Below are 25724 nucleotides of genomic sequence, written 5' to 3'. Positions count from 1 at the left end.
ACAAGGAATTCGTTACAGTTCCAACTCATCACTCATTTCAAACACATCAAATACATTTTGCTGAATAATAAGCGACATGACTTTCCCCTCTTTTTCAAAGTAATGAACGTGACCAACTCGCTTGTCTTCAAGCTCTGTCCAACCCCACCGTTCAATTTCATCCAAGTAGTCTTGCGGTGGCGTTCCTTCCTCATCACCAATATCCTTTAGCTTGTATTTCGCAGACTTGGCAATCACATTTGTACAATCTTCCGGCTTTAATTCATACGCATTTTTTGGAATTGGAAACCCTTCATTGATGACCGCCATTCGATAACCGTCTTCCTTAGCATATTCATACGAACAACCCGTCATTATAATTGTTCCAACAATAAGGATTAGCAGCAATACGTTTCGCATTTAGACATCTCCCTCTCGGAAAGTTCAACAACTGTTACTTTCAGCTTAGTAGGAGTATGGTCTTTTGTCATCCAACTTTTTTGTGAACTTTCCGACGGTTGGACTCATAATGGGATTAGGTGAATAATCTAAACGCTTATCTCTAAGCGAATCATATCCCTGCACTGAATGTCATTTTCGAAAATGCGTTCTTCGTATTGATTGACAAAGAAATCTTTTACAACACCCGAAATGCGAAAACCGCATTTTTGATAGAGTGAAAGTTGACCAATACTGGAATTCCCTGTCCCAATTTCAACGGTTGTAGAACCACTCGCTTTCGCTGTACGTAGTGCGTCAAGTAGAAGCTTTTTACCGATTCCTCGTCCTTGCATGTCCTCACGTACAGCAACATTCTTAATCTCTGTCGTTTCATCATTTAATTTCACGATTACGTAGGTGCCGATAATCTCGTCTTTTTCCTCACATACATAACAGTCACCTTGCTGCAGATACGCTTCTATTAAAACCCGAGAAGGATCGGCTAATAGTAGAAGCGTATAGGGAGGTGTTTCTTGAAGTTGTAGTTTCCTGATCTTCATGAGGTCTTTTCAACAACTCCTTCCATACAGTTTTTTATCCTAACTTCCATTTACTCCAACTTGCGAGGAGAAGTTCACATTCATTTATTATCGTCATCTTTGTTAGCAATTCTCTTAAGCGTCGTGTTGATATTGATGAGTGCAATAAGTATAAAACCTAGCATAACAAAAGTGACAATCTCACCGGTAAAAAAAGCGATAATGCCCAAAAGTAATGCATACAACGAATACATAAAATTGTTCATTTATCCTCTCCCTTTCTTGCATGACCAAGTACTTTCATCATCTTTCGTAAAAGCATCTATTTCTTCATTCCTAGCGTATTAAGCATTAAATAGACAGATTTTCAAGACGTAGTGCCGCCTCTATGATCACTTCATATGTAGTGTGCCATCCCTTGTAGTAGGCACTTACCTCTGCCGGATGAATAAGCGTACGCTCCGTTGACTCATACGCCGCATCAAATGACATGAAATCCGTAACATCCATCCGATAAAATACTTGATAGCCCACTTTCGGATAGGGACTGGCTTCGGTCCACAAAGGGTTTTCTTCATGATTCACTTCAATCGCCCCAAGGAGATGGGAAGTACCTTGTACATAAGCTTCTTCGAACACTTCACGATGTAGACAAGCTTCTACTGCCTCATCGACTTCAATATGTCCACCAGGAAAATCCCATCCTCGATCATTCAAGTTCACCATGAGCAATTTTCCTTCGTGAAAACAAAATGCGTGGACACTTGTGATGAGGTCCCGTTCAGGCAAAAGTTGCTCAATCCATGTCAACTTTACTTGATGACCGCCCCAATCCACATACGTAATCGACATCATCATCCTCATTTCCCTATTGAGTAGCCTTCAAATAACCTTCCGCCATGCGGTTTTAATACTTCATCCACTAACAAGATGATGCCGTGTTTGTCACCGGTTTTATAAAAAAGATCGAACGCGTCCGTAAATCTTTTTGCAAATACTTCATCGTACTGTTTCAAGGCTTTTACAATCCACTTAGACGAGCCAATCCATTGGCAATTTGTTCGTAATACAAATTCGTGGATTGCTTCCGCTAACGTATTGGCGATAAAAAGTGCCTCTGCACCATTCTTGGAGCCGATTAGATCGGCGAGCATATCCGTCAACATGTATCTCTTTGTTAAAATCGTTTCCGCAGACCAAGGTACAGGTCCATTATTTAAAAGTTCACACGCTTCATTTTTAATGCTAGAAAGTATGCCGGCATCGACAAGAACAATTCCTTCTGCAACCATTTTTGGTAATGAAGGGCGAGCCCTTTCAGCGTCCGCAAGAAAAAAGGTTTTATAGGAAGTGAGTGTATGTACAAACACTTCAATTGGCCATCCGTAGTCAATATGGGATTCACGGTAAGGGGACTGTACGTGCTTATCAAATATGACAATGTCCAAATCGGATGTCGTCGTTGCCTCTCCTCTGACGACGCTGCCTGCAAGAATAGCAGCTTGGCAATGTGGAAAATACTCATCAACAAAACGTTTAGCAGCGAATGGCGGTTTCATCCTTTTCATTTCATTGTTCCTCCGATACTTTTTCTAATTGCCGTGTTCGCTAATGCCCCTTATTACCATTTGCAAGCTCTTTTCACTTGGAGCCCCAAGTGTTAAAAATTGCTCGCCCTTCATCTCCCCCTATCAAATTCAATTAACCAACAATCCCTATATGCACCTTCATGCCACTCGTGGTGCGGAAGCAGCTTGATCTTTGTAAATCCACACTTTTCATAACAGCGGATTGCCCGCTCATTCCACGCCTGTGGATCCATAACAATGCGATCCACACATTTGACGTTCAATAAATAATCCATCATGGTCTCGACTAGTTGCGTGCCTATTCCTTTATTCCAAAAAGGCGGCTCGCCGATGAACTGATCCATTCCGTATATAATTTCCATTGTATCGTCATAGCCATATAGTCTTCTTTCCTCTTCACTTATTGGATAAGACTGCACATAACCGATCGGTTCCTGCTTATATTCTATTAAACAACGTATTTCTTCACCTGGATCTCCAAAGAAATCTTCTATGACTTGCTCCATATCTAATGGGCGATCTCTACCCTCATAATACTGAAGCACTTTTGGGTCAGACAACCATTTTGCAAGGTGAAAACGATCCTCTACCAAAAGCTGTCGAATGACTAGTTCATTCCTTTTTATAAACATCTTGTATCCTCCGAATAAACTTTTATTGACAGCTTAGTGAAATATAGCAATCATGCATGTGGATACAACTCTTCTAGTAATAGATTACCACACGCACGTTCTATTTAACAGATAATTCTTTCATAGCTAATTGAAAGACTTTATCTACAAACGCTTTTTTCGCATCGGCATAACTTTTTTCACACGTTGGAAATTTCTTAGCAAGCTCCAATTTTAGTTTTTCATAGTCAGCAGCCACATGAAGATGGTTGTTTAAATAGTCCCTGAACAGCGTATGTTGCTGCCACCAATCTCCTCCATATTCCACAATGTGATACACATGTGTTTTCGTGAGCGCTTCTAAGTCCGAAAACTTCGCATAGACAACTTTCCCTTCAATCGCTACTCGACCTAATGGATAGATAGCCGCCTCTTTTAATCGAACCTTATCGAATTGTTTTACGTCTTCTAACGTTTTAACGCCAATTAATACATCTAGCATCGGTTTCGCTGCAATCCCTGCAATTGCAGTACTGCCAATATGTTGGATATCGATAATGTGCTCACCAATCAGTTCAACTAAAATCTTTTTCTCTTCTTCAAAAAGATTTCTCCACTGTGGATTGTAGGATGATAATTGCACTACGTCCTTATTCAAACCTAACATCTTTACTTCACTTCCTGTCTTATTTCATTGCAGATGAACTCCACAATTTCTTCTATTGGCACATCATCCGTTTGAATAAAATGATGGTCATCAAAATCTTTAAATCCTTGTATGCATTTGTCCGTTTGATTAAAGCACCAATTGCCAGCCTCTTCACCACGCGCGTGAAGACGTGCATGAATGGTTTCTTTTTCAGCAGTTAAACAGAAGTGGACTGTTTCCGGGTCAATCTCTAAAAAGCCATCATAAATCCTGTTAAAATAGCGCTTGTTGTAAATCGACATCGGCACTATTAAATCTCTTCCATACGTTGCACGAAGTTGTTTTGCCACTTCAACCGTTAACGGTTTCCACATATCCAAATCTTGAAAATCCCCTGTTTGTTCATGCGCATGTTTGATATTTTCCGGTATGATGTGTCGCAACATATAACCAACCACTTCTGGATCAAAAAGCATGGCCCCGTCCATTTTACGTAACAGTTCGTTGGCAACCGTCGTCTTCCCCACACCGAATGCGCCATTGATCATCACAATCATTCCATTTCCCCCTCATTAACAATGAATCATACATCGTTTATTACCAAAAACAATATTGTATATACTAAAATATGGATTCTATATAGCGAGTGATTTCATGTGTAGCTACACTTTCTGCAATACACTAACCCCAAGTTATATACACATACCTATCAAAGAACCAAAACTTACAGACGCGGAGAGTCACAAAACACAAGAAATCTTTATCTGACCTGTTCCAATGAAGCATTTTGCCCCCCTTCTATACTTGTTATTCTACACACAACGTTATTTATCCTTTTTCATCTGTTGCAACTTATCTCTATTTTTCTGCAAGTGACCGACCGTAATTGTCGAGTTACCGAAAATCCGAAGACGTACTCGGTATTGTTTTCTATAGTAGAAGTACAAAGAATAACAACGGAGGGATGGCAATGAATATTGTTCAGGTGAAGCAACTGAAAAAGACTTACGGTGCAAACCAAGTATTGCAGAGGATTGATTTTACAGCTCAAGCAGGGGAAATTATCGGAGTCATCGGTAAAAACGGTGCTGGCAAATCGACTTTTTTAGAAATCGTAATGACGTTAAGACCCTATGACGAAGGAATCGTTTCGGTGTTAAATCAAGAAGTACGCACCTTATCGGCACAGCAACTTGTTGAGATGCGTATGCAAATTGCAGTCGTCTTGCAGCCAACACAATTTTATAAGTCGTTAAAGGTTGTGGAGTTGTTGAAGTTGTTTAAAGCCTATTACCAGTCGCCAGTAAACATTGAAAAAATCATCACCGACTTTAAACTCCAACCTTACAGAAAAAAGTATTTCGATAAGTTATCAGGTGGCTGGAAACAAATCGTCAGTTTGGCCATTGCGTTTTTATCGGAACCGAAAATTCTCATTTTGGATGAACCGACGACTGGACTTGATCCGCATATGCGAAATATGTTGTGGATGTACATTACCGACTACAACAAACGGACTGGAGGTACTGTCATTTTGACGACGCACAACATGGATGAAGTGGAGTTGTATTGCGATAAAGTGTTGCTCATTAATAACGGTGTTAGTGAAGTGTTTTCGACGACAAAACAGATTTTGGATGACGGGTATTCATCCATTAACGATTTTTATCTTTCGAAAGTATCAGGTTAAGAGGGGGACTAAATATGTTAGCGAATCAGTTGAAATATGATCTTTTAATGTTTTCAAGGGAGCTATTCTATCTTGTGTTCACGGTGGTCGTTCCACCTGTTACGTATCTTTTCATGGGCGAGCTATATGGCGAGTTCATGTATGCCGGGGGATTGAATTATGCAGAGACATATACACCTTCCTTCATCTTGCTTATCACATTCGGCGTCGTCTTTTTCGCTTTTGGATTCAACAAAGTGCTGAATCGGTCGACAGGAGTTGAAAAACGGGTCAGCTTGGCACCTGTGCCAAAAAAAGTCTTATTGCTATCCGATATTTTAAAATCAATTATTGTAACGAGTTTCGGATATTTCCTTGTATTTTCCCTAGGTATGATCCTATACGATCTTTCCTTCCAACCTATAAGCTTTCTCGTGTCGTATGGATTTTTCATTTTATTAAACGCGTCATTACTCATCATCTCATCTGCAATTTATTCTTTTTTCAAGAGTATCAACGGCGCACTTGTCTTTTCAATTGTCCTCTTTCAAGTCGGTATGATTTCAGGAGGATTCACAATGCCGATTGAACGAATGCCGACTTTCGTGCAAGTCATTGCAGACTTCAATCCGCTCTATCATATGAATCAGCTGTTCATCGCTGTGTGGAATGGCCAGTTTGTCTTTGAAAGCGGTACATTCATGTCAATTGGCTACATTTTAAGTTGGGTCCTCGTAGCGCTTCTCATCATTCGTTTTGCAAAAAAAGTGAGAGTTTGAGGTTTTCGATGGTACGATATGAGAAGTAAGGTTTAAGGGGAGGTTTGGGGGAATGAAAGTAACGTTGGACATTGATAGTGATTATGAGGAAACAAAAGTGACGATCCACTGCAATGAAGTAGATGAATCGATTAAAGAAATCCTCGATTTTCTAAAAGGGAAGAAGACAGAGTTTCTCGTCGGCAAGGACGGAGAGATGCAACATATTATTCGGCCAGACGCCGTGCATTATTTTCATACGGAAAACGAAGGGGTGGTTGCGGTCACTTCAGAAGGGTCGTATATGTTAAGAGAAAAATTGTATGAGCTAGAGGAAATGCTTTCTTCATCAAAGTTCATTCGCTTATCCAAGTCAGTCATTGCTAATCTTCACGAATTAAATAGATTTGAAGCCTCTTTTAACGGAACGCTATGTGTACATTTCAAATCGGGTGCAAAAGAATATGTTTCCCGCACGTATGTCCATGGCATCAAGGAAGCGCTGAAACTGAACAGGAGGAAAAATGGATGAAGACATTTTTACTACGAAGCATATTGGGTATCTTTTTTGGCTCATTCCTTACACTCGTTGTCTTATTTATTGTCATATTTGTCGGGGATCATGACACACTCGACGCGTCCATTCTTGTGAAAAATGCAATTGGGCAAGTTTTTTGTGGTTGGTTCTTCACCGTAACTCCGTTGCTTTTTGAGAATGAAAGGCTATCGTTGCCTGTTCAAACTGTGTTGCATTTTCTATGTGTATCCATCCTCTATTTCATCGTCGCATTCGTACTAGGATGGGTGCCATTCACAACAATCGGCTTTCTCGCCATACTCGGTCTCTTCATCGTCATCTACGCAATCATCTGGACCGCCTTCTACCTGTACTTCAAAAAACAAGCTGCAAAATTGAACAAAGAACTACGTGAATTGTGATTAACATTATTTTTATTATTCATAATTGTGCAGGTGCCTGTCCCCCGAAAAATTCTAAATTGTTTTGGGGACTGGCACCGCTAAATAGCCACCTCCACGGAAGTTTCCGCGGGGTGGCTTTTTTGATTGGGCATGCTTCACTTACACCTTATGATTGTTATTCAAGCAAACGGAATACCATGTAGCAAGCGACGCCAAAAACAACGACGGCCGAGATTTTATTTAATAGGTTGATAAACGTACCACTCGTATCCAACCTACCAATAAGACGCCCTGTTAGCGCAAGACCGAAAAACCAGCACCATGCGACGAGTATTGTCGCAACCGTAAATGCCATTCTTTCATCGCCTGTGTAGCTTAAAGCGTTTGATCCAATGACACCTATTGTATCGAGGATAGCATGTGGATTGAGTAGCGAAACGGATGCTGCAAAAATAATTTGTCGTCTTGGAGAAAATCGTTCGCCTTCTTGCTTTGCAGGCGAGGAGTTGGTTCTCCAGAGTGAAATGCCTATGTATAACAAAAACAAAATTCCGATCCCAATAATAATCGTCTCAAGCCACTCAAACGTTAAAATGAGTAAAGAAACCCCTGAAACTGCTGCGACTATGAGGATTGTGTCACATATTCCAGCCGTTATGACGACTGGCAAAGCTCTCGTTAACTTGGGTTGTAGTGCGCCTTGATTGAAAACAAACACATTTTGTGCACCTAACGGCAATATTAAGCCGAATGCAAGAATAACACCATGAATAATAGCTTGAATCATTTCCCCACCTCCTCAATCCATTAAACGTCCAAACACTTAAAATTGCAATAGTACATTTATAATTATATGAACTATTCAGAATCAAGCGGGTGCCTGTCCCCAAAACAATTAGCACCCAAACAAATACAAAAAAAGCCACCTCCTCGGATAGTGTCCGTTGGAGGTGGCTTTTGTTTTTATTTCAATTTCTGTAAGATGACGACTTTTAAGTAGTTGAATTCAGGGAAGTCGCGATTTGTACGGAAATCCTTTGGTAGCGATGATTCTTCAAGAATTTTATAGCGTGCACCTGCGTCTTCGAATCCTTTGGCAATGAATGTCTTGAATTTCTTCATGCTGAAGCTTGCATTATTCGTGGATGCAATGATGATGCCATTTTTCTCTGTAATCGCAATTGCGTCAGCGATTAACGCTGGATAATCCTTCGCTGTACTGAATGTATATTTTTTTGAGCGCGCAAAACTTGGCGGATCTAGTACGACAACGTCAAATTTTAACGCATGGCGTTTTGCGTACTTGAAGTATTCAAACACGTCCATCACTTTAATGGTTTGTGCTTCATAGTCAATTCCATTCACACTGAACTGCTCTATAGTCTTCGGCAAACTCCGTTTCGCTAAATCGACACTTGTCGTCTCACGCGCACCGCCGAGAGCGGCTGCTACAGAAAAGGCACCGGTATACGAAAATGTGTTTAATACGTGTTTACCTTCCGAATACTTGTCCCTCAACGCTTTACGCACATCACGTTGATCGAGGAAAATTCCTGTCATCGCACCGTCATTCAAATCGACGGCAAAATTCATACCGTTCTCTTTCACGATTATCGGGAAATCTCCTGGCTCGCCTTTAACGAAATCATCCTGCTCAATATACTGTCCTTTCGTGTCAAAACGCTTCTTCTCATAAATGGCTTTATAATCCATAAGCTTATCCAACACACCATATACATGATGTTTCATTGAATAAATGCCTTCGCTGTACCAACTAACCATCACATACCCGTCAAAAAAGTCAATTGTCAATCCACCGATTCCGTCACCTTCACCATTGAACAGACGGAAAGCGGTCGTTTCTTCATCCTCAAAGAACGACTCACGTCTAGATAAAGCAGCAGCAATTTTCCCTTCAAAGAAAGCAAAATCGATTTCCTCCTGATCATCTCTTGTGAGCACCCAGCCAATTCCTTTATTTTGATTGCCATAATAGCCTTTCGCAACAAATTTACGGTATTTATCAACTAAACGAATGATTGTCCCTTCATCATGCAATACCTCAGGGTTCATCACTGCATCTTTTAATATTAAGGGATAGCCCTTTTTAAAGGCTGCTATACTTTGTGCGTTCACTTGCACATCAATTGTTTTTGTCATCGTGTCATCCTTTTTCCTTCATTTTGTTCATTATCGCACGGAATTGTACAAAAGCGAAGAACAACCGCTTCAGCAGGTAAAAATTCTACTCTCCCGAACTTCAATTCATCTGTCGACTTGGACTAAGTGTTCCAAACACAGCCCTCTTATCCGTTCATAATAAAAAAGCTCCCCCAACAAATGAGAAGCTCCCTTCCTCACCTATTTATGCTAACAAACGAAATGCTAAACTTTTCAACAAGCCCATCCGAATCGGCCGTTGCATTTGCTGACCTCTTACAGTTTGCAAATAACCGTGCAAGTCCCCTTCATAGACAAGTTGCATATGTGGCAAAAATGCCAAATGATGCGGCATTGTTAAACAAGGATTCGTCATCATCCGATGCGCTTCGCTTTCCTGCATAACGGTCGCCACGAATTGAGAACAGAAAAAAGCCCGTTTCCGTCGAATTTCCTTATTCAGCGCTACGCCGAACAAACCGATGAAGTTGTATTTGTAGTCGTTTTGATTTCTCTCAAACTGAACGATTTTCTGTCGGATTCGCATATATGCTTCCGCGGACACTTCACATCGATAAATAGCGCAAGCAGCATCTTGAAAAATCCCTTCCGCCACATTTTCGCGGACGAAACCTCCTAGAAATGGATTATACTGCTGTTTCCGTCCAAAGCTATAGATCTCCGTCAATTGCTCATCAAATGCAATCGATGCATGATTTAAATCTCTCTGTGTATACATACCGATTGCTTTCGATAGCAATGTCCCCGTATCAGTAAGAACAATATAAATTGTTTTCCCCATAATTCCCAACCCCTAACTCTTCTCTCTACAAGTATGTACGATTTACATCGCGCGCTAAACCGTCTGCAGATTGAAAATGACTAAGCCTTAAGTTGTAGCTGCGCTATTCGTTGTAGACAGTTCGAGCTTTTCTATATATCTATTATACGTGTCAACGTCATATGAAGTTTCATTCGAATGAAAATTTCATAATCTACAAACCGATAGTATCGTGTAACTATAAGCGAGTTAACAGAAACTCATGCAACAGAAGTTTACGATCATCTACTCGAAGAATGCGTGAAAAAGCCGGTGACAGGAATCCTTTCTTCTGCACCGACCCACCTTCAATTATTTACATTTTCTACAGAGCATCATTCACCTTTTTCTGCGTACACCTTCATTGCATCCCGCATGAATACCGCCAAGCCTTCTCCAAACTTATCAATATTCGTCATAAAGCGCTCATCTGCGACATACATTTCCCCTAATCCGGCGAATGCCTCTAATGAATAATCGCCAATTTTATTTAAGAACGTATACCATTCACCAATCGCCTTTTGCGCTTCTTCACTAGCTGGATCTTTATCTCTAAGCGCAGCCAGTTTGAAATAGATCTCGTTCATCTCCTCTTGTGCATCCTTCCCAAACGTACTAAATTTCTCATTCGTTCGATCGACAACCGCATTCCCCCATCGATCCCTAGCTTCCTGTTCGAATGGATTTGCACCAAAATCGAACCCTTTGAACTTTTCTTCATTCGTCATTGTAATTTCTCCTCTCTCTGATTGGACTGTTTTGTCGAGTGTTTCAATCATCCTATCCAGTTGCGTTCGTTTAGCAATCAGCATTTCTCGTTGCAACTCAAACGCCTCTTTCCGGTTGAATGAAGGACTGCTCAACAATTCACTAATTTTCTTTAAAGGAAAGCCGAGTTCACGAAAGAACAAAATTTGTTGGAGCGTTGCTACATTTTCATCTGAATAAACCCTGTAACCCGCCTCCGTTACAGTATCCGGTACGAGTAAACCAATGTCATCATAATGGTGAAGCGTCCGCACACTCACACCCGATAATGCTGCTACTTCCTTTACTTTCATCATTTCAGCCTCCCTTCACTATGTACTTTAAAGTATGACGTAACGTGAGAGTCAAGGGTATATTTAAAAGAAAAAGCACTACTGTTTGTAATGCTTTCACCTCTACGATTCGTTTTATACATACGTTTTAATTGTCAATTTTCCAAACCAAGCCAAAAGAAAAAAATCATAGTGTATGCAAGTTTTTCATCTGTAGAAATATGTGAACCAAATCGGACATAATCGTGATGCGCCGTACTGACGAAAGCAGGATGTGTTGCATACGGAAATCGTCCGTATCGATAGGTAGCAGTCATACGCCCCTGCTCATCCGTCACATCAATATCACCAGTCATATTCTTTGCTTCAAGTTGACGCCAAATTGAACCATTTGAGCCGTAAAGCATTCCCCGATTAACGAGAACGGATTTCGCTAATTGTTGTATGTAAGTCCCAATCAACAAGCCTTCTGAACTCCAAAGTGATAACGTTACTTGCTTCACAGTATTTTTTATGCGAAACGTCGCAATTGGAGACCCATTCATGTCACAAATCGTATAGGTGACAGGGAAAATAAGTCCTTTTTCAAACAACTTAAACACCATAAAAGGACGAGCCCAATTTCTATTCGGTACAATCATGAATTGAGGTTGTCCAGAAGAATCGACATGGACAATTTTAGGTATGAGAGCTGGTACTCTTTTCAGCGTCAGCTCTGTCACTTCCTCAAAATGGAATACGTCTGTTGAAGTTTCATCAGCAGTTTTTAGCTTGTGAAAAGCATGCCGAAAATAAAATCCTGAACCAATTGCAGCGATAGCCGCAATTCCTAATTCGACTAACAGAGCTCCATTCACCCCAAATTGATCATGCCAAATAAAATAGTAGACAACGGATAAAACCGCAAGTACACAACCACCGCTAAAACTAAAAATGTATAACTTCCGATAAATGTTCTTCATTCCAACGTCCCCCCTTTCAGTTTCCTAGATCCGGGAGAGTAGTAGCCAACGCAAAAAACTACTATAACCAACAATTTTTAATTTCCGCTAAGAAAAAAAAGTTTCACTCAATCGCGACCCAAACTTCTGTCTCGTACCCTTCTGCCCCCTCTGGATGACGATACTTCTCGAATCCATAGCTGTGTCGAAGATTAATACCTGGCATTTGCATCAGCGCACCAAATACTGCAGGAATTTGATCCAATCCCCCGTCAACTTTTGCAACAATAAAATTACCACTTGGAACGACCACTTCTTTCGAATCTACCATTCCTTCTGCAAATTCTTTCCGTACACCCGCTATATAATGAAAGTTCCCATTCTCCATTGCTAACGTAATCCCGTACGATTCTTCCGACTTGGAGGCTCCACTTTCACAAAGCGCTCCATTCAGCTTGTCCCAAAGAGCAGGAATTTGTGAGACATCACCTTTCATTTCAAACCCTTTCACAATAAAACTCTCCACTTTTTCAATACGTGTATTCATCTACATCACTCCTTTCATTAACTATAATCCAATCAAACTACTACTTGTCAATATTTTTCTAAATAATGAAACTAAAAGTAGTTCCTATCGTATAAAAGTAAAAGGAGGAATGGCAATGTTACAAACAACAACAAACACGTTACAAGGGAAAAAGATTTTGGCTTATCACGGTATAGTGAGTGGAGAAGCGATTATGGGCGCTAATATCGTTCGTGATCTATTTGCATCGGTGACCGATATTGTCGGTGGAAGAAGTGCTGCGTATGAGGATAAATTGGCTGAAGGCCGGCAAATAGCGCTGAATGAAATGACAGAACGGGCTAGAAGTTTAGGTGCGAATGGAGTAATCGGCGTCGATCTTGATTTTGAAACCGTTCGTGAGGGCATGATGATGTGTATTGCGACCGGTACAGCAATTACTTACGAGGAAGAAGTATAAAAAAACAAATAAGCGGATCACCTCAATTTCTTGATCCGCTTATCCATTGAAGGAGAATCTTATGATTTATATTGTTATGGCTGCTCTACTATTACCGTTACTGCTAATGCTCGTTATCACCTATTTAAGTGATCCTGTACTGCGACGTTTCTGGCTTGCTGGACGCTAGTCGTTCTTAGCATTGTGTGTTTCATCGCAGCATGGGCCATGTATTATGACATGTACCACAGACCAAAAGTAGGTGTTTTAGGGTCCCGTCTTTTAGAACGGACTTTTTGGGAAGCCCAAAGTGGTTCCATTGTTATCGCGGTTGTCTCATTCATACAAGGAATCGTATTCATAAGTATTGGCCGATATGAAGCTTCTAAAAAAAAACGCAAGCACGTTACACGATCGGCATCCAAATCTCAATGATGTCTTCTGTCGAACCTTCGGGATGGACATAACGTTCAAAGTCATAGCACTCCCTCAATTGAATGCCCTCCATTTGAATGATGTAGTCATAGGCTGCCGGAATGCCAGGGATGCCACCTTCAACTGTTGCAACAATGAATCTTCCGGGCGGAATGATTACTTCATCTTTTCCAGGCAATTGCTCCGCCAACTCTGACTTTAATCCAACGATATACTGAATCACATCCCCTTCCATCTTTAAGCAAACACCAAACGATTCTTCCACGACAAGCCCTTTTTCGTGAATATCACCGTTTAAGATTGCCCACTTAGCAGGAATATCCGCTACTGGCCCTTTCATTTCGTACCCACGTACAACAAACCCTTCGCTCTCTACAATTCTCGTTTGCATTTGTTTTTCCCCCTGTTCAAGTAATTGTTGAATTGCAAGCTTAGCCCCATGCAATTCCTTCATTTCCCCGTCGATTTCTTCAATGCGTTTGCGCAATAATGTCTCCATCTGTTCATCTCCTGCTTGCAAGATGGCTGAAAGAGATACTCCAAATTGCCTTAATGTCTTAATTCGCAGAAGTTGCTGTTGCTCCTTTTGAGCATAATAACGATAACCTGATTCAGGATTCACATATGATGGACAGACCAGACCAATGTCCTCATAATGTTTAATCGCTTTAACAGTCATCCCGACAAGACGTGCCGTTTTTCCGATTGATAGCATATGTTTCCTCCTTCTACTCTCACTGTAAACGTGCCCGTTAGGTACGAGTCAACTAGATAATAGAAGTTTTTTTAGGATGAACATGCATACAAATCCACTCCCTTGTCACGTCACTCGCTTCGACCGTTTTTTTGCCATAAAACTCAATTTCGTTTCCGATAAAATAATAGCTCCAAGTATTAAAACAGCACCGATGCCCATTTTAATTGTAAGCACTTCACTTAATAAAATGACGGAAAACACCATTCCCCACAATGACTCTGTCGATAGAATAATGGCCGCTTTCGTTTCGGTAATAAATTTTTGAGCCACAGTTTGCAATAAAAATGCAATGGTCGTTGAGAAAATCCCTAAGTACAATAAAGACGACAATCCACCGGGTTCCATACTGAATGCCATTTCCCCTTTAAGCAGAACTACAACAAAACCGATAACTGTTGCAGCTGCCATCTGAACAATCGTCAACACAATCGGATCTTCATTCTTAACAAATTGAGACGTGTAAAAAATATGAAACGCAAATGCAATGGCACAACAGAACGATAAAAAATCACCAACATTTACCCCAGCTGACCATTGTAATGACAAGATTGCGACACCAAACATCGCTAAAAATGCGCCCATCACTTCAAATATGTCAAGTTTTCGTTTATATAACGCCAAGCCGATAAACGGTACAATAACCACGTTGACAGCTGTCAAAAAGGCATTCTTTGAAGGCGTTGTAAATTGTAATCCGACCGTTTGCAATGCAAATGCTATGTATAAAAACACACCTAAGATTGTCCCTTTCAGTAACACACTTTTTGTTATGAACTTCAATTTTTTATAGAAAACCGCACATAATAAAAGCGCACCAATTAAAAATCTCCCTGCTAAAATTTGATACGGTGTGTACGTTTCCAACGCCATCGCACTACCGACAAATCCGCTTCCCCAAATGATGGCCGTAATGATCAAACCAATTTCACCTATATATTTTTTCATATGTCCCTCCGTATGCACTTGATGACTTTAGACAATTATAGCGTAAACTTTACCAAATCGGTCGAGTATTTTTAAATAGAGAATGTAAGGCAGGAATGTATAATTATGCAATCAACTGTTCAAAAACACGGTAGAGACGCTCATTGAACACACCTGTTGGAACTTTTCGCAGAGAGCTTATTTTGATTTCGGTTTTCATTGTCGCGATGCATGTAATTGGCCAATTATGGTGTCGTTTGAATAGAATGCGTCGTTTAAGGCGATTATGCCGCGTTTTGTAAAAGTTTGCTGTGTTTTGTGGGATTATGCCGCGTTTGAGGCCATGTCCATATAATTGTGTAAAAAGGAAAAGCCATTTCTATTCCTTATGTTAAAATGTTTTCAACCACGATAAACATTTAGGAGGAATAGAAAATGGCTCAACTTAATTTTAACTTAAATATGGATATTTTGAAAGACTCTGTGATGAATTCGAATATTGATGCGGTTGTAAAATCTACAATTGTGCTTGTACTGAATGAATTCATGGAGAAAGAGCGTGACGAACATTTACAGGCATCTGCTTATGAGCGGACTGACAGCCGTAGGGATTACCGTAACGGCTATTACGAACGCGACTACACTGTTAGTCTAGGCAAGATCAAGTTGAAGGTACCTCGTACTCGACAAGGTGATTTTGCTCCATCTGTGTTTGAACGTTATGCAAGATGTGAACAAGCACTTATCCTCTCTATGCTTGAGATGGTAGTTAACGGCGTTTCTACGCGGAAAGTAACCAAAGTGGTTGAACAGTTATGTGGGAGTAGTGTATCGAAATCGTTTGTTTCTTCGTTAACTTCTAAACTCGATCCAATTGTAAACGAGTGGGCAAATCGACCACTAAACACGGCTTATTATCCGTATCTTTTCGTCGATGCCATGTACATTAAAGTTAGAGAACACAGTAAAGTGGTCTCCAAAGCTGTTTACATTGCCATGGGAATTAATGAAGAGGGACGTAGAGAAATACTTGGTATGAGCGTGGATCATAATGAAAGCTATACTAGCTGGTCTGGATTCTTCAAGCACCTTATTTCAAGAGGACTTCAATCACCTAAATTGGTCATTTCGGATGCACACGAAGGTTTAAAAAAGGCGATTCGGCAAGAATTCATCGGAACTTCTTGGCAACGCTGCACCGTCCATTTTAAACGCAATATTGTAGAGGTTCTTCCTAAGAAAGATCGTCAAGAAGCAACCAGTTTACTGAAGAGTATCTTTGCGGCTGAAGAGCTAGAGACAGTAAGGAAATTAAAAGATTTATTCTTTGAGAAGTATGAGAATGATTTGAAATACCAAAAGGCACTAAAGATCCTAGATGAAGGTTTTGATGATGCAATTCAATACATGAACTATCCTATTTCACATCGAAAGTCCATACGAAGCACCAATAGTTTAGAACGCTTAAACCTAGAAGTCCGTAGGCGCGAAAGAGTCATCAACATATTCCCGAATACACAATCAGCTTTTAGATTAATTGGTGCAGTATTAATTAGCTATGTAGATGCAAATGAAAACTGGAACAGAAAACTATTTACCACAAAGAAGTCGTAAGACTTAAAAAGCCGTTAACAACTTGACTAGGAGCCTCTACGGGCATGACTCTTAAGCCAGGAAAGCCAGCTTATGTAGATGCTGGCTTTTCCGACAAGCCTATCATGCCCGCCTCTCCAAGTAAAGTTGTGAGAGAGATAATCGTATGCCTTGTTCCAGTTGTGCTAAGTATCCTTCTCAACAGGATTAACAAATTTGTTCAATTAGATTTCTTTAGTAGACATGTTGAAAACATTAGTAAGGAATTTACACAAGATTTAGGACTTGACTGCGTTTGAAAGAAGTTTGCGGCGTTTGACGAGGTTATGCCGCATTCGGAAAAAGTTTGCGGCGTTTCGTGGATTTCTGCGGCATTACGAAGAAGTTTGCGGTACTTAAGAGTATCATGAGCAGTTACAGAGAAATTTCGCTCCTTTAATTACTTGTGAGCGCGGGATTTTTTTGTTGGTGGAGTTGGTGTCGCGCTAAATGCATTTGACAAACTAAGGGTTTTATTTTAATGAGACTGGCTATGCGGCGTTTTGCGGGATTATGCCGTGTTTTGTAGAAATTTGCTGTGTTTGACCGAATTATGCCGCGTTTGGATAAAGTTTGCGGCATTACAGGATTTTATGCGGCGTTCCACGTAAACGTTGGCCATGGCCATATTTTTTCGGTTACGTATTGATTCTCACCTACAGGTAATCCTAACTGCAAAGTCTGATGAGGAGGTGTTTAACATTGAGAAAATTACTGTCCGCCTTTGCTATTCTTATTTTCTTTTCGTTGTTCAATTCGAACTCCGGTCACGCCAGCACAACAATTGAACAGCAATCCGTCAAAGATGCACTTCTGACCACACTTGATCCTGTTATTAGGCAAGCAGTTGTCGCACATTATGGCTATGACAAATCGTATGGTCTTTTTGATGCTGACATTTTAAAGATTGAACGAGAAGAGGTCGGAAAATTTACGTTCATTGTCGATGTACAAGTTCAAACATTTGAAAATGCACACAATCCGCCAATAGGTAAGGAAACTATACAATTCCGAGTAAGTCCTCAAGGCGTTGAACAACTGAGCTTTGCACATGAAGGCGATGACGATGAAAAAAAGATGAAGCAGTTTTACAAAGATGTTTTGATTGATATCAAAAAGACTTTTCATCTGAACTTATTGCCTTATGAACGCTATGATTACAAACAATTACGCTATAAAGCAGAAAAGCATGATGCGTATAATTCACTTGCGGCAATCGCTGAAGAAATTGTTATCAATATTTTAAGTCCTGAAATTCAACCACCCTTTAAGAACGTCATTGACCCGGTTACTTTTGTAAAAGACGACGAAGGTTTCATTCTCTTTAAAAAATCTGATGGGTCGAACGTGTACTATCAAGTGCAAAGGGAAAATGGCATGTGGAAGGTTGTTGAGCAAGAGAGCAAAGCAGGTAAAAAGATGAAATATGATTTGCTTTGGTATATGTAAAAAGAGGCGACCGAATTGGCCAGCCTCTTTTGAGTTCATCAGTTGATCGTTGCACCTTTCCAGTTTGTAATGTCTTCTTCCAAAGGAATTTGCGCAGCCCGTGCTTTTACTGCTGCGAAGAAGAACAAGACAACAAGGAAGATGGAAATAACAGTTGCTCCAATATACGCCACGTTCATTGGTAAACCGAATCCGATCGTCGCATTTAAAATGTACGTCATCGTCGCCATGAGCATGAATGCGCCTGGAATCAATGCAACCCAATAATTTTTTCTGGCAATGAACAAATACATTGCGCCTACAAATAATGCAATAACTGCAGTCGATTGGTTTGCCCATGAGAAGTAGCGCCATAAGATATTGAAATCGACTTGCGTTAAAATGATGGAAACGACAAACAACGGTACAGCAATCCACAAACGGCTCGCCATTTTAGCTTGTGGGAATTTCAAATAATCTGCAATGATCATACGTGCACTTCGGAATGCTGTATCACCTGAAGTGATTGGAAGAACGATAACCCCTAATACTGCCAATGTTCCACCAACAGCTCCTAACATCATCGTAGATGCTTCGCTGACGATTAGTGCTGGTCCACCAGCTGCAAGCATTTCACTCAAGCCGCCATATCCATTGAATAACGCCATTCCAGCTGCTGCCCAAATCATCGCGATAATTGCTTCGGCAATCATCATACCGTAGAAAATCTTACGTCCTTGACTTTCTTTTTGTGTCGTACGAGAAATGATTGGTGATTGTGTCGCATGGAAACCAGACAATGCACCACAAGAGATTGTTAAGAATAACAATGGGAAAATCGGTAAATTGTCAGGATGGAAATTCGTTAGTGATAGCTCAGGAATCGAAACGCCTTTGATCACCATCATTCCACCCACACCAACAGCACTGATAATAAGTAGTGCACCAAAGATTGGATAGAAACGCCCGATGATTTTATCGATTGGTAACAATGTCGCAATAATATAGTAGATAAAAATCAATGCAACGATAATGCCCATCGCCATCCAACCGTTCATCAAATTGTATAACAATCCAGCTGGTGCAGAAACGAATACTGTTCCTACTAATAAAAGAAGCAATACCGCAAATGCATTTACAATATGCTTCATGAACTTTCCTAAAAACTTGCCCGCAAGCTCAGGTAAATGTGCTCCACGGTTACGGATCGAAATCATTCCTGTTAAATAGTCATGTACAGCTCCTGCAAAAATAGCACCGACCACAATCCAGATAAAAGCGACTGGACCATAAAGCGCACCCATGATCGGCCCGAAAATAGGACCTACGCCTGCAATGTTCAACAATTGTATTAAAGAGTTTTTCTTTGTGCTCATTGGCACATAGTCCACTCCATCCCCGCTCGTATAAGCAGGTGTTGCGCGGTCTTCCTTTACGCCAAACATCTTTTCGATGAATTTACCGTACGTGAAATAACCGACAATCAGTAAAACTACCCCAAATAAAAACGTAATCACTAGAACTTCCCCCTTTAGAATGATAGCGGTTTCATTCAGTTTAGAGGAAATGTTCTAAAAACGGAGGTTTTTGTCGCAACATGTCAAAAATGAAGAATAAAACGTATGAATGGCGGATTATTGTGCAAGCATCTTATACTTCCAACTGTTGACGTAGATCACGTACATAATTTCTGCTCACTGATAACTTTTCACTGCGTCCTTCGAGCTCTAACTGATACGCCCCATTGAACCACGGAGTCAATTTTTTCACGTGCAGTAAATTGACGATGTAGCCTTTGTGAATCCGAAAAAAAGAAAAAGGCGTTAACTTGCTTTCCAACTCTTTCAAGGAAGTTCGTAAATCATATTCCTGCTTTGCGGTAATTACCTTCGTCACTTTTTCATCACGATACATATAAAAAATATCTCGAATCGGTATGTACTCAATTTCTCCATCCATCTCGATCGCTAATTTTCCTAAACGACTAATGGTTTCTAAGTTCTCTTTCGGCAAAAGCTTGTCTTGGATTCGAATGATCGTTTGCTTTACTTGTTCTTCATCGTACGGCTTCAGTAAATAATCAACTGCATTAATACGAAATGCTTCTGCTGCAAATTGAGGATAAGCTGTCGCAAAAACGATCAATGGAACCTTTTTTAGCTCCATTAACGCTTTGGCAGCTTCCATACCATTCAACTTCGGCATTTCCACATCTAAAAACAAGACATCGGGTTGTAGTTGGATCGCTTTCATAATGGCGGACTCCCCTGAATCCGCCTTCCCTACAACATAAATTCCAGTATGTTGTTCGAGCAAATACGTCAATTCTTCACGTGCATAGCGTTCATCATCCACTACGACAACTTTTATCATCCGATTCATACAACCACTCCCATTTTCGGAATTTGGAATGATATTTCCGTCCCTGTTCCTTGCTCCCTACAACTGGCAATATGCAATGCTGACTGGTGCCCAAACGTCATTGTCAAGCGGCGATTCACATTATAGAGCCCCATTCCAGTCCCCGTTTCTGATTCAATTACTTTCTCACAAAGAAGCGGTAATCGCTCTTTTGTAATGCCCGAACCATTGTCTTGGATGAGTATATCAATCGCATCACCACTGTCTCGGATAATAATCTGAATGACACTGTTCTTCTCCATCTCTTTAATGCCATGTTTGACGGCATTCTCGACAAGCGGCTGTAACGTAAGTGGCGGAATGAACTCTTGCAAAATCGTATGATCCACATCAATACACACTTTCAATTTATCAATGAACCTTGCTTCTTCAATTTTTAAATACGCTTCCACGTGTGCAAGCTCTTGCTCCAACGTTACTTTCTCCGCTGTCGTCCCTTCCAAGTTTTGACGCAGGAAGTATGAGAGAGAGGTCAATAGTCTGCGTGCTTCGTCAGGATTCGTGCGAATTAACGACACAATAATATTCATTGAGTTAAACAGGAAATGCGGACTGATCTGCGCTTGCAACGCCTTAATTTCAGCGTCTTTTGCTAACTGGTACGCCCGATCGGCTTCTGCAATTTCAAGTTGATTACTTAACAATGAACTAAGACCAGCAATCAACTCAATTGTCACATTCGTAATCGCTTTTTCGGATGGATAGTACAGCTTTAGCGTACCAATCGTTTCGTCTCGCAATTTCAAAGGAGCTATGACGGCCGCCCCTAACGGACAATTATCTTGTACACAATGAATCGTTTGTTCACCCGCAACGACTAGCTCCCCATGTTGCAACACATCTTTCGTCACGAGCGTTTGGAGCGGACTGTTCGCCTGATGATGGTCATCAGCAATCCCGACATGAGCAAGAATTTCCGTTTTGTTTGTCATGGCGACTGCACTTGGTTGCAATTCACGGAACAGGATGTTGCACACAGCAGACGCCGTCACAGTATTCATTCCTTTTCTTAAATGACCTAGTGTTTGGTCTGCAATTCGCAATGTTTTTTGTGCTTGTAGGGCTGTCGCTTTCTCTTGGTCGCTAATAACGTTATACACAATGAGCATGAAAATAGCTGTCCCAATTCCGTTGGCAAGAATCATCGGCAATCCGATTGTTTGGACTAATGACCATGCCTTTTCAAAAGGTTGCGAAATGAGAAGGATGAGACCCATTTGCATCGTTTCTGCAAACGCGCCGATTGCAAATGCAGTTAACGGCTTTACATGCTTGCCTCGTTTATAAAATGCAGCAGCCAAAACACCCGATATAATTGTTGAAACACCACAAGAAATCGCAGTGAATCCGCCAAGCGTCATCCGATGGATACCCGCTATTAACCCTGCCCCGATTCCTACTCTATAACCACCTAGCAAACCCGCTACGACAATACCAATCACTCGAGAGTTAGCAATTGCTTCATCTGTCGTCAATTCGATGGCAACGCTATTGAAATTCAACGTCTGCGTATTAAATGCCACACCAAAATATGTACCAATAATTCCAAAGAAGCCAAAAAACAAAATAGCGGTCATTTCCTGTTTCCGATCTAACAAATCTTGGTGCACCATATTTTTAAAAAAGCGGAAGCGTGTCAAAATGAACGCTACCGCCACAATAGTCCCTACCCGTTCCAGCATGATCACAAGTAAATCCAACATATCCATTCCCCCAGCTACTTGCGAAGTTTGTACATAAGTATACTGCATTTGAGGATGATTATGTACAATTGTTTTAAATTGACTGATAATAAATAAAAAATTCTTCCACTCGAAACAAACAGCTACACGTAACACATGTAGCTGCATCCCCTATCACTTTCTAGACTTACTTCTTTTTCATATACTCATCCTGAAGTATTCCCATATGAACAATATCGTGCCACTGGCCGTTCCGGAATAGAGTTTGCCTGCTGCGTCCCTCGTGCATAAAGCCAAGCTTGTGATATAAACTGATTGCTTTTTCGTTAAATGAAAATACGCGTAAATAAACCCTATGTAAATTCATTTCTAAAAAGGCATAATTGAGTAATAACGATAAGGCTTCTTGTCCATAACCTTGTCCCCAATAATCCTTTTCTCCAATATCTATAATACATTCTGCATTTCTATTTTTCGCATCAATATTTATCAATGATGTAATACCAATTGGTTTAGAATTTTGTTTATCGTAAATGATATAGCTCTTTGAAGAACTGGCTTGTAAAATTATTTTTTCTACGAATTCCTTTGTTTCTTCTAGTGAATACACGTCTAACGATGGAATTGTTGAATACATTACTTGACTATCGTTTCGCCAAGCATGGTAGATTTCCACATCCTCATTTTGCATTTTTCGCAGTCCGATTCTTTCAGACACAAACATTGAGATACACCCCTTTCAAATTCAGCACATAATTCGATTGTTAAAAGCTAATTTTCTAATCTTTTAAGTCTCAAACAAATTTACTTATTATTTCACTAATTGAACCACCCTCCGTTTCATGCACACGTTCCCCTGCCCACATCGACATGAATTCCGGACGGTTTTGTGCAGCTGCTTCACTCCGAATCTTTTTCGTCAAATCGTTTTGAATCGGATAAGGAGCGATTGGCTTATCTTCTTTCATTTCTATCATGAATTGATTGCGAATGCCTCTTGCGGATTTCCCCGAGAACGCTTTCGTCAATTCTGTACATCCTTCACTTGCTTGTAATACCGCCTGTTTATAGAGTGGATGCGCACCGCTCTCTTTCGTAGCGAGTAATGCTGTCCCGATTTGTACCGCTTGTGCCCCTAAATCGATCATGCTTTTCATCTGCTCTTTATCGGCAATTCCGCCAGCTGCAATAACTGGGATTTGAACTTGTTCAACTACATCCGTGACCAATTCTTTAAGAGGGATGAGCGCTTCCCCGATGAATGAACCACGATGCCCACCGGCTTCTTTGCCCTGTACGACAACCGCATCCATCCCGCACTTTTCAGCGAGAACCGCTTCTTCGACAGACGTAGCGGTGCCAATCAGAAACACATGATTCGATTTCAATTTTAGGACATTATCATCACACGGTAGACCAAACGTGAACGAACAGACCGGAACGCCTTCTTCAATAACGACTTGGACTTGCTCGTTAAAACACGGTGCAGAAAACGGCGTCTCCCAAGAGGGCATACCGAGCTGCTCTCCAATTGGTTGCAACTGTTCATATGCTCGACGTACAAGTTTTTCATCCATATTCATTTCTTCAGGTACAAATAAATTCACAGCGAACGGTTTATCTGTCAGTTTCCTAACGTGTTGAATAAACTCTCTCGTAGCTTCTGCTGATAAATAACCCGCACCAATAGAACCTAAAACTCCTGCATTCGCACTGGCCGCGACAAATTCAGGTGTCGTCACACCCGCCATCGGTGCTTGGATGATGGGGTGATCGATTTGTACGCTTTCTGTAAATTTCATCGGATAAGCCTCCTTCGTTCATTTATTCTTTCGCCAATCATAGGAGTCGTTTCTAACGTCTAGTTGAATCCCATTGATGGATACAATAAAGTCATCTAACCACTCGACATCAGCATCTTCTTCACGATTGGCTTTATAAATCGTTTTCTTCTTGTCTTTATTCGTATGATCAATAACTTCTCCACGAAGCGAATTCGCTACTGTCGCATTCCCTCTTATAACATACATGTTCACTGTGTAATCTCCAGTCGGCGAAACCGTTTCGTTCAACAGTTCTCCTTTTGGCTCGTGTTGATAAATAAAGTAATTCAATATCAAAAACAGAGTAATGACAATTACTACTACAATACCAACTAAAATCGCTGTTACTTTAAACCAGTATTTCACCCTTTTACCTCACTTCTTAATCGGTACATATCCTGTTTTTTCGATAATTTCCTGTCCTTGCTCAGACAAGACCTATTCTAAGAATGCTTTGACGTGAGGATTTTCACTACCTGCAGTGACCGCATAAAACTCGTTTGTTATTGGATAGTCACCTGACCGGATCGTGTCAACAGTCGGTTCAATACCGTTAACATGCAGCAGGCGAATGTTATTGTTCTTCACCATTTGGGTGGAGTAATACCTGAACGTGTAGCCAATCGCATTATTGTGATTTTTATAGTCAGCCACTTCCCCAATAACCGTCCCCATCAGCGAGGCAATATTCTCAGTTGGAGGATCCATAATTGGCGTTGTGCCCATAAAATTCTGAAGTGCTGTTTGACTCCCACTGTTTTCAGGTCTCTGGAATGCGCGAATTTCATCATTTTCCCCACCAACCTCTTGCCAATTTGTGATTTCTCCAGCATAGATTCCTTTGATTTCATCTACTGTTAATGATGTAACCGGGTTTTTCGCATTTACAAAGAACACAAAGGCTTCCTTCCCAATTGGCGTCAACGTTAATTCTTTTCCACTATTCTCAGCCTGCTTTAGTTGTTCCGCAGATGGACCGAGGACGAAAATGATATCTGCCGTTCCATTGATCAGATTTGTGTAAGCTTGCCCCGTCCTGTTTGACATCACTTCACTGCCATGTACTGCATAATCCTTTTCTGGATAAACTGCCTGTGCAAATGCGGAATAGATTGGGTACAGGGCAGTTGCACCATCTATGACCGGTAAATCATCCTCGATCTTTAATGTTGCAGGGTCATCAAGTGCCACTGCTTTTGTCTTTTTTTGAAATGGCTTATACTCCTCCACTTCAAGCGAACCGTCGCCAATGACTTGCCGCGTTTTGTCGTAAATATCTGGTGTAGCAAACAGCAATGCAACAACAAAGACAGCGCCAGCAGCGATGAAAAAATATTTCTTGAATCGGTGCAACTCAAAACGAGCCATGACAAGGAAGCCACCGAGTGATATATATGCAGCGATCACCAAAGGAAATAAATAGCGAGCTTCTGAAAGATACGTGATGAATACAATAATAGCAACTAGTGGGAATACGATTGCCATGATGAATGCAACTGATAAGATTGCCCAAAAGGTTTTCAATCTCTAGCCTCCCTGT

The 25724-nt window shown here is 40.8% G+C and carries 30 protein-coding genes; 7 read left to right on the top strand and 23 right to left on the bottom strand.

All coding sequences use genetic code 11. From position 1 onward, the window contains the following. Positions 1-12: 12 nt before the first annotated feature. From ACVHUV_RS05390 to ACVHUV_RS05355, 8 genes are all read right to left on the bottom strand, one after another. Positions 13-399 (bottom strand): hypothetical protein, encoded by a 387-nt coding sequence (locus ACVHUV_RS05390; protein ID WP_317946858.1) that lies wholly within the window; start codon positions 397-399, stop codon positions 13-15. A 128-nt stretch (positions 400-527) separates the two neighbouring features. Continuing rightward, positions 528-980, bottom strand: a complete 453-nt coding sequence (locus ACVHUV_RS05385; RefSeq protein WP_462086348.1) for a GNAT family N-acetyltransferase — start codon at positions 978-980, stop codon at positions 528-530. An 80-nt stretch (positions 981-1060) separates the two neighbouring features. Next, positions 1061-1225: a hypothetical protein gene (locus tag ACVHUV_RS05380; RefSeq protein ID WP_462086347.1), complete on the bottom strand. Its 165-nt coding sequence runs from the start codon at positions 1223-1225 to the stop codon at positions 1061-1063. A gap of 85 nt (positions 1226-1310) precedes the next feature. Beyond that, complete coding sequence (locus tag ACVHUV_RS05375) at positions 1311-1811, bottom strand: NUDIX domain-containing protein (RefSeq protein ID WP_462086346.1); 501 nt, start codon at positions 1809-1811, stop codon at positions 1311-1313. 8 nt (positions 1812-1819) lie between these two features. Continuing rightward, positions 1820-2527, bottom strand: coding sequence for a nucleotidyltransferase domain-containing protein (locus ACVHUV_RS05370; RefSeq protein ID WP_371390468.1), 708 nt, complete (start codon positions 2525-2527; stop codon positions 1820-1822). 110 nt (positions 2528-2637) lie between these two features. Continuing rightward, positions 2638-3180 (bottom strand): GNAT family N-acetyltransferase, encoded by a 543-nt coding sequence (locus tag ACVHUV_RS05365; protein WP_462086345.1) that lies wholly within the window; start codon positions 3178-3180, stop codon positions 2638-2640. A gap of 100 nt (positions 3181-3280) precedes the next feature. Further along, positions 3281-3826, bottom strand: coding sequence for a GrpB family protein (locus ACVHUV_RS05360; protein WP_371390464.1), 546 nt, complete (start codon positions 3824-3826; stop codon positions 3281-3283). 2 nt (positions 3827-3828) lie between these two features. Further along, a complete protein-coding gene (locus tag ACVHUV_RS05355) occupies positions 3829-4365 on the bottom strand; it encodes an AAA family ATPase (RefSeq protein WP_371390463.1) in 537 nt (178 codons plus the stop codon). A gap of 413 nt (positions 4366-4778) precedes the next feature. Here ACVHUV_RS05355 and ACVHUV_RS05350 point away from each other — a divergent pair, with 413 nt between their 5' ends. Genes ACVHUV_RS05350 through ACVHUV_RS05335 form a run of 4 tightly spaced genes read left to right on the top strand, consistent with a single transcriptional unit; the run spans position 4779 to position 7174 of the window. Further along, a complete protein-coding gene (locus ACVHUV_RS05350) occupies positions 4779-5498 on the top strand; it encodes an ABC transporter ATP-binding protein (RefSeq protein ID WP_462086344.1) in 720 nt (239 codons plus the stop codon). 14 nt (positions 5499-5512) lie between these two features. After that, on the top strand, positions 5513-6256 hold the full coding sequence (locus ACVHUV_RS05345) for an ABC transporter permease (RefSeq protein ID WP_462086343.1): 744 nt from the start codon (positions 5513-5515) through the stop codon (positions 6254-6256). A 52-nt stretch (positions 6257-6308) separates the two neighbouring features. After that, positions 6309-6767, top strand: coding sequence for a LytTR family DNA-binding domain-containing protein (locus ACVHUV_RS05340; protein ID WP_371390460.1), 459 nt, complete (start codon positions 6309-6311; stop codon positions 6765-6767). Further along, positions 6764-7174 carry a DUF3021 domain-containing protein gene (locus tag ACVHUV_RS05335; protein WP_462086342.1) on the top strand — a complete coding sequence of 137 codons (411 nt, stop codon included), beginning with the start codon at positions 6764-6766 and terminating at the stop codon, positions 7172-7174. Before ACVHUV_RS05340 ends, ACVHUV_RS05335 begins: the two co-directional genes overlap by 4 nt. A 157-nt stretch (positions 7175-7331) precedes the next feature. Here the strand turns inward: ACVHUV_RS05335 and ACVHUV_RS05330 are convergent, their stop codons facing one another. The 6 genes from ACVHUV_RS05330 to ACVHUV_RS05305 all read right to left on the bottom strand — a co-directional run bounded on the left by ACVHUV_RS05330 (position 7332) and on the right by ACVHUV_RS05305 (position 12664). Further along, positions 7332-7943, bottom strand: a complete 612-nt coding sequence (locus ACVHUV_RS05330; protein ID WP_462086341.1) for a LysE/ArgO family amino acid transporter — start codon at positions 7941-7943, stop codon at positions 7332-7334. Positions 7944-8119: 176 nt separating this feature from the next. After that, positions 8120-9316: a class I SAM-dependent rRNA methyltransferase gene (locus tag ACVHUV_RS05325; RefSeq protein WP_462086340.1), complete on the bottom strand. Its 1197-nt coding sequence runs from the start codon at positions 9314-9316 to the stop codon at positions 8120-8122. 205 nt (positions 9317-9521) lie between these two features. Beyond that, a complete protein-coding gene (locus ACVHUV_RS05320; RefSeq protein WP_317943566.1) occupies positions 9522-10118 on the bottom strand; it encodes a hypothetical protein in 597 nt (198 codons plus the stop codon). Between the two features lie 353 nt (positions 10119-10471). Further along, positions 10472-11197, bottom strand: coding sequence for a MerR family transcriptional regulator (locus ACVHUV_RS05315; RefSeq protein WP_462086865.1), 726 nt, complete (start codon positions 11195-11197; stop codon positions 10472-10474). 134 nt (positions 11198-11331) lie between these two features. Further along, a complete protein-coding gene (locus tag ACVHUV_RS05310; RefSeq protein WP_462086339.1) occupies positions 11332-12138 on the bottom strand; it encodes a hypothetical protein in 807 nt (268 codons plus the stop codon). A 103-nt stretch (positions 12139-12241) separates the two neighbouring features. Continuing rightward, the gene (locus tag ACVHUV_RS05305) at positions 12242-12664 is read right to left on the bottom strand and encodes a GyrI-like domain-containing protein (RefSeq protein ID WP_462086338.1); all 423 of its coding nucleotides are present in this window, start codon (positions 12662-12664) and stop codon (positions 12242-12244) included. 115 nt (positions 12665-12779) lie between these two features. On the opposite strand from ACVHUV_RS05305, the gene ACVHUV_RS05300 reads away from it, so the two are divergent. Next, the gene (locus tag ACVHUV_RS05300; protein WP_317943575.1) at positions 12780-13103 is read left to right on the top strand and encodes a YbjQ family protein; all 324 of its coding nucleotides are present in this window, start codon (positions 12780-12782) and stop codon (positions 13101-13103) included. A 385-nt stretch (positions 13104-13488) separates the two neighbouring features. Here ACVHUV_RS05300 and ACVHUV_RS05295 read toward each other — a convergent pair whose 3' ends face one another. Then, complete coding sequence (locus ACVHUV_RS05295; protein WP_462086337.1) at positions 13489-14232, bottom strand: GyrI-like domain-containing protein; 744 nt, start codon at positions 14230-14232, stop codon at positions 13489-13491. Positions 14233-14337: 105 nt separating this feature from the next. Beyond that, positions 14338-15219 (bottom strand): DMT family transporter, encoded by an 882-nt coding sequence (locus ACVHUV_RS05290; RefSeq protein ID WP_462086336.1) that lies wholly within the window; start codon positions 15217-15219, stop codon positions 14338-14340. A gap of 414 nt (positions 15220-15633) precedes the next feature. On the opposite strand from ACVHUV_RS05290, the gene ACVHUV_RS05285 reads away from it, so the two are divergent. Beyond that, complete coding sequence (locus ACVHUV_RS05285) at positions 15634-16812, top strand: IS256 family transposase (protein WP_462085818.1); 1179 nt, start codon at positions 15634-15636, stop codon at positions 16810-16812. 720 nt (positions 16813-17532) lie between these two features. Then, positions 17533-18279: a DUF3888 domain-containing protein gene (locus ACVHUV_RS05280; protein WP_462086335.1), complete on the top strand. Its 747-nt coding sequence runs from the start codon at positions 17533-17535 to the stop codon at positions 18277-18279. Positions 18280-18317: 38 nt separating this feature from the next. On the opposite strand, the gene ACVHUV_RS05275 is transcribed toward ACVHUV_RS05280, so the two are convergent. From ACVHUV_RS05275 to ACVHUV_RS05245, 7 genes are all read right to left on the bottom strand, one after another. Next, positions 18318-19775 carry a carbon starvation CstA family protein gene (locus ACVHUV_RS05275; protein WP_462086334.1) on the bottom strand — a complete coding sequence of 486 codons (1458 nt, stop codon included), beginning with the start codon at positions 19773-19775 and terminating at the stop codon, positions 18318-18320. A gap of 133 nt (positions 19776-19908) precedes the next feature. Further along, a complete protein-coding gene (locus tag ACVHUV_RS05270; protein ID WP_462086333.1) occupies positions 19909-20640 on the bottom strand; it encodes a LytR/AlgR family response regulator transcription factor in 732 nt (243 codons plus the stop codon). Further along, positions 20637-22382: a LytS/YhcK type 5TM receptor domain-containing protein gene (locus tag ACVHUV_RS05265; protein ID WP_462086332.1), complete on the bottom strand. Its 1746-nt coding sequence runs from the start codon at positions 22380-22382 to the stop codon at positions 20637-20639. The genes ACVHUV_RS05270 and ACVHUV_RS05265 overlap by 4 nt, the downstream gene beginning before the upstream one ends. A gap of 166 nt (positions 22383-22548) precedes the next feature. After that, positions 22549-23085, bottom strand: a complete 537-nt coding sequence (locus ACVHUV_RS05260; protein ID WP_462086331.1) for a GNAT family N-acetyltransferase — start codon at positions 23083-23085, stop codon at positions 22549-22551. Positions 23086-23155: 70 nt separating this feature from the next. Continuing rightward, entirely contained in the window at positions 23156-24163 is a 1008-nt protein-coding gene (locus ACVHUV_RS05255; RefSeq protein WP_462086330.1) for an NAD(P)H-dependent flavin oxidoreductase, read from the bottom strand. An 18-nt stretch (positions 24164-24181) separates the two neighbouring features. After that, on the bottom strand, positions 24182-24550 hold the full coding sequence (locus ACVHUV_RS05250) for a DUF5412 family protein (RefSeq protein WP_462086329.1): 369 nt from the start codon (positions 24548-24550) through the stop codon (positions 24182-24184). 72 nt (positions 24551-24622) lie between these two features. Then, positions 24623-25708, bottom strand: a complete 1086-nt coding sequence (locus ACVHUV_RS05245; protein ID WP_462086328.1) for a PstS family phosphate ABC transporter substrate-binding protein — start codon at positions 25706-25708, stop codon at positions 24623-24625. Positions 25709-25724 lie beyond the last annotated feature (16 nt).

The sequence above is a fragment of the Sporosarcina saromensis genome, assembly GCF_054901285.1.
Note: the sequence above shows the minus strand (reverse complement) of the source record. Positions and strands in the feature narration are given on the sequence as shown.

Bases quoted from the DNA above. Each gene is read 5' to 3' on its own strand.
- ACVHUV_RS05390 (WP_317946858.1), bottom strand. From the start codon at position 399: ATGCGAAACGTATTGCTGCTAATCCTTATTGTTGGAACAATTATAATG.
- ACVHUV_RS05385 (WP_462086348.1), bottom strand. From the start codon at position 980: ATGAAGATCAGGAAACTACAACTTCAAGAAACACCTCCCTATACGCTT.
- ACVHUV_RS05380 (WP_462086347.1), bottom strand. From the start codon at position 1,225: ATGAACAATTTTATGTATTCGTTGTATGCATTACTTTTGGGCATTATC.
- ACVHUV_RS05375 (WP_462086346.1), bottom strand. From the start codon at position 1,811: ATGTCGATTACGTATGTGGATTGGGGCGGTCATCAAGTAAAGTTGACA.
- ACVHUV_RS05370 (WP_371390468.1), bottom strand. From the start codon at position 2,527: ATGAAAAGGATGAAACCGCCATTCGCTGCTAAACGTTTTGTTGATGAG.
- ACVHUV_RS05365 (WP_462086345.1), bottom strand. From the start codon at position 3,180: ATGTTTATAAAAAGGAATGAACTAGTCATTCGACAGCTTTTGGTAGAG.
- ACVHUV_RS05360 (WP_371390464.1), bottom strand. From the start codon at position 3,826: ATGTTAGGTTTGAATAAGGACGTAGTGCAATTATCATCCTACAATCCA.
- ACVHUV_RS05355 (WP_371390463.1), bottom strand. From the start codon at position 4,365: ATGATTGTGATGATCAATGGCGCATTCGGTGTGGGGAAGACGACGGTT.
- ACVHUV_RS05350 (WP_462086344.1), top strand. From the start codon at position 4,779: ATGAATATTGTTCAGGTGAAGCAACTGAAAAAGACTTACGGTGCAAAC.
- ACVHUV_RS05345 (WP_462086343.1), top strand. From the start codon at position 5,513: ATGTTAGCGAATCAGTTGAAATATGATCTTTTAATGTTTTCAAGGGAG.
- ACVHUV_RS05340 (WP_371390460.1), top strand. From the start codon at position 6,309: ATGAAAGTAACGTTGGACATTGATAGTGATTATGAGGAAACAAAAGTG.
- ACVHUV_RS05335 (WP_462086342.1), top strand. From the start codon at position 6,764: ATGAAGACATTTTTACTACGAAGCATATTGGGTATCTTTTTTGGCTCA.
- ACVHUV_RS05330 (WP_462086341.1), bottom strand. From the start codon at position 7,943: ATGATTCAAGCTATTATTCATGGTGTTATTCTTGCATTCGGCTTAATA.
- ACVHUV_RS05325 (WP_462086340.1), bottom strand. From the start codon at position 9,316: ATGACAAAAACAATTGATGTGCAAGTGAACGCACAAAGTATAGCAGCC.
- ACVHUV_RS05320 (WP_317943566.1), bottom strand. From the start codon at position 10,118: ATGGGGAAAACAATTTATATTGTTCTTACTGATACGGGGACATTGCTA.
- ACVHUV_RS05315 (WP_462086865.1), bottom strand. From the start codon at position 11,197: ATGAAAGTAAAGGAAGTAGCAGCATTATCGGGTGTGAGTGTGCGGACG.
- ACVHUV_RS05310 (WP_462086339.1), bottom strand. From the start codon at position 12,138: ATGAAGAACATTTATCGGAAGTTATACATTTTTAGTTTTAGCGGTGGT.
- ACVHUV_RS05305 (WP_462086338.1), bottom strand. From the start codon at position 12,664: ATGAATACACGTATTGAAAAAGTGGAGAGTTTTATTGTGAAAGGGTTT.
- ACVHUV_RS05300 (WP_317943575.1), top strand. From the start codon at position 12,780: ATGTTACAAACAACAACAAACACGTTACAAGGGAAAAAGATTTTGGCT.
- ACVHUV_RS05295 (WP_462086337.1), bottom strand. From the start codon at position 14,232: ATGCTATCAATCGGAAAAACGGCACGTCTTGTCGGGATGACTGTTAAA.
- ACVHUV_RS05290 (WP_462086336.1), bottom strand. From the start codon at position 15,219: ATGAAAAAATATATAGGTGAAATTGGTTTGATCATTACGGCCATCATT.
- ACVHUV_RS05285 (WP_462085818.1), top strand. From the start codon at position 15,634: ATGGCTCAACTTAATTTTAACTTAAATATGGATATTTTGAAAGACTCT.
- ACVHUV_RS05270 (WP_462086333.1), bottom strand. From the start codon at position 20,640: ATGAATCGGATGATAAAAGTTGTCGTAGTGGATGATGAACGCTATGCA.
- ACVHUV_RS05265 (WP_462086332.1), bottom strand. From the start codon at position 22,382: ATGTTGGATTTACTTGTGATCATGCTGGAACGGGTAGGGACTATTGTG.
- ACVHUV_RS05260 (WP_462086331.1), bottom strand. From the start codon at position 23,085: ATGTTTGTGTCTGAAAGAATCGGACTGCGAAAAATGCAAAATGAGGAT.
- ACVHUV_RS05255 (WP_462086330.1), bottom strand. From the start codon at position 24,163: ATGAAATTTACAGAAAGCGTACAAATCGATCACCCCATCATCCAAGCA.